Annotated in this window: 4 protein-coding genes; 3 read left to right on the top strand and 1 reads right to left on the bottom strand. The window is 35.3% G+C overall.

Annotated features, from left to right (window positions below):
* Positions 1 to 140 precede the first annotated feature (140 nt).
* The gene (gene pdxR / locus RB298_RS23560; RefSeq protein WP_486048846.1) at positions 141 to 1520 is read right to left on the bottom strand and encodes a MocR-like pyridoxine biosynthesis transcription factor PdxR; all 1380 of its coding nucleotides are present in this window, start codon (positions 1518 to 1520) and stop codon (positions 141 to 143) included.
* 142 nt (positions 1521 to 1662) lie between these two features.
* On the opposite strand from pdxR, the gene RB298_RS23555 reads away from it, so the two are divergent.
* The 3 genes from RB298_RS23555 to RB298_RS23545 all read left to right on the top strand — a co-directional run bounded on the left by RB298_RS23555 (position 1663) and on the right by RB298_RS23545 (position 2490).
* A complete protein-coding gene (locus RB298_RS23555; RefSeq protein ID WP_486048844.1) occupies positions 1663 to 2040 on the top strand; it encodes an FMN-binding negative transcriptional regulator in 378 nt (125 codons plus the stop codon).
* Positions 2041 to 2088: 48 nt separating this feature from the next.
* Entirely contained in the window at positions 2089 to 2286 is a 198-nt protein-coding gene (locus tag RB298_RS23550) for a hypothetical protein (protein WP_486048842.1), read from the top strand.
* A 66-nt stretch (positions 2287 to 2352) separates the two neighbouring features.
* Entirely contained in the window at positions 2353 to 2490 is a 138-nt protein-coding gene (locus tag RB298_RS23545) for a Rid family hydrolase (protein WP_486048840.1), read from the top strand.
* Positions 2491 to 2603: the final 113 nt, after the last annotated feature.

Genomic DNA, 2603 nt, shown 5'->3' with positions numbered 1-2603 from the left:
GGTTAATATAATCCTCAAACATATCGTTTATGACTACAATATAGCCACCGAACTCATCTGCGGTCTGTTTTGCAATAAACTCTTCATTAACGAAAAAACTATCATCTGTATCAAGGTGCTAAAAGGATTATGATAAGACTTTATGACCAAGCCTTTTTTAAGAGTTCCACACCTCTCGTAATTTCATCTCGAGAAAGATTGCTAAAGCCAAGCTTAATAATTGGTTTATCGGGATTGTTTTTAATCACGTAAAGTGAGATGGGATACACTTTAACACCATAAAGGGAAGCTTGTCTGATTAGCCATTCTTCTGAGTGATCCAGATGTACTTTCACTAATAAATATAAACCAGACTGCTCACCAATAATGGATATACTTTGATCAAACTCTTTTTTTAATACTGATACTAAGTGTTGCATTTTTCGTTTATAAACCAGACGCATGCGTTTGATATGACGACTCCATTCTCCCTCTTCCATAAATTTAGCCATTGTAAGTTGGTTAAGAATTGAAGTAGTACTTTCGAATTGAAGAAATTTATTTTTGTAGTGATTTAAAATTGGTTGAGGCAATACCATATAACTTAAACGGATTCCTGGGAGAAAGGCTTTCGAAAAATTCCCTAGATAGATGACTCTTGCAGAATCAATAGAGGCAAGAGCAGGAAACGGCTTTTGTGTATAGCGAAATTCACTATCATAATCGTCTTCAATAATATATCCATGCATCTCATTAACCCAATGAATAAGCATTTGTCGTTGTTGAATAGACATGCTTACTCCAATTGGACTCTGATGGGAAGGGGTTACATATATTAGTCGTGATTTCATTTGTTCTAGTTGTGAAAGATCAGCACCTGTTTCATAAACGGGCAAAGTTTCAAACGTAAAACGATGGAATTGAAAAGCTTCTCTAGCACCGTCATAACCAGGGTCTTCAACTATAATACTCTGGAAGTCGTCTTTCATTATATTTCCAAGATATACAAGCATTTGTTGGGTACTACTACCGACGATAATAGAATTCGCATCTGTTTTTACTCCTCTAGATTGGAGCAAGTAGTCAGTAATTTGTTCGCGCAGACATTCTTCCCCAAATGGTTCTCCGTACCTGAAGCTATCCTGTAATGTTAATACTTGATTGGAAATTCGCCTCCAAATTCTCAGTGGAAAATGTGTTTGATCAACGGCATCTGCCCTAAAATTAACTACTGGAAGTTTCTTCGACTCTTTTTGTTTTTTATCATGAGGGATTAATGAACCTTGAAATATTAGGGGTTCTAACTCATTTGCAAAATAACCTTTTCGTCCCTCCCCGCGAATATATCCTTCAGCAACTAGTTGCTCATATGCCATTAAAGTTGTATTGCGGCTTACTTGTAAGGAATCTGCAAGTTGACGAACGGAGGGCAATTGCTCATTTGCCAAAATGTCTCCTTGTTCAATAAACAATTTAAATTTCTCATAGATTTGTTTGTATTTTGGATAGTTATCTTCAAACATAAAAATAGTATTATTCATTTTCATCCCTTCTGTCATGTGTATTTGTTTGATATTGTACCTTTTTTCATGTCAGTTTGTATAATATTATTTTTTTATCAAATATTTATTTTTAGTGCTTATATTTTAAAAAACTTCAATACACGTTGAAAGGATGATTATAGTGTACATTCCTAAGCAATATCGTATGAATCATGATGAGGCAGTTCAAATTATGAAGTCTAACTCGTTTGCTCTATTGGTTACTGTTAAGGAACATTGTCCCTTGGCTACGCATATCCCCTTGGAAATTCGGGAAGATGAAGGGAAAATCTATGCAACTGGGCACATTGCATACGGAAACATGCAGAAAAAAACTTTAGACAATAATAGCGATGTGTTACTAATTTTCCAAGGATCTCACGCTTACATTTCATCTAGTTGGTATCAAAGTGAAGAGGTCCCTACATGGGACTATCTAGCTGTCCATGCTTATGGAACAGCACGTATAATCTCTGGAGATGAGTTGAAATCGGCTTTGGATACTATGCTTAAACACTAAGAGTCTCACCGAGAAGATGGTCGAACCTGGGATACGTTTGACCCAGAGTTGCTTAAGCGTGAAATGAAAGGAATAGTTGGCTTTGAAATTGAAATCACATCTATTCAAGGTGCAGCTAAAATGAGTCAGAACCGGAGTGAGACCGATTATAAATCGATTGTTTCAGAGCTTGAAAAATCACATAAACAAGAGGAAGTTCAGGTTGCGCAGTGGATGCGTGAGCAACGTAAAGAGTTATTTAAATAATTGGTTTAGTATATTTGGGGTTAGTTCATATCGTGACCCCTATTTAGTAAATTCAAAGTTACAAAATTGGATAACTTTACAACAATGAATGAAGTGTATATACAACAATTTTCTGCATCATATCCTGCTTGTACAAATATAGGCGTAGCACCCTTACCTCTAGACGCACAGATTGAAATAGAAATGATAGCTAGAAGATCATAAAAATAACGAAGCAGCATTCCTTGATAAAGCAAGAAATGCTGCTTCGTATTAGTTATTTTTCTACAAAAAAAGTAATAGATGAACTAGAATGGAAGTTCTATATATTTATATAT

It is taken from the genome of Priestia sp. BR_2, from assembly GCF_041954005.1.
Taxonomy (GTDB): Bacteria; Bacillota; Bacilli; order Paenibacillales; family Paenibacillaceae; genus Paenibacillus_AQ; species Paenibacillus_AQ lautus_A.
This window is presented reverse-complemented; position numbering and strand designations above follow the sequence as displayed.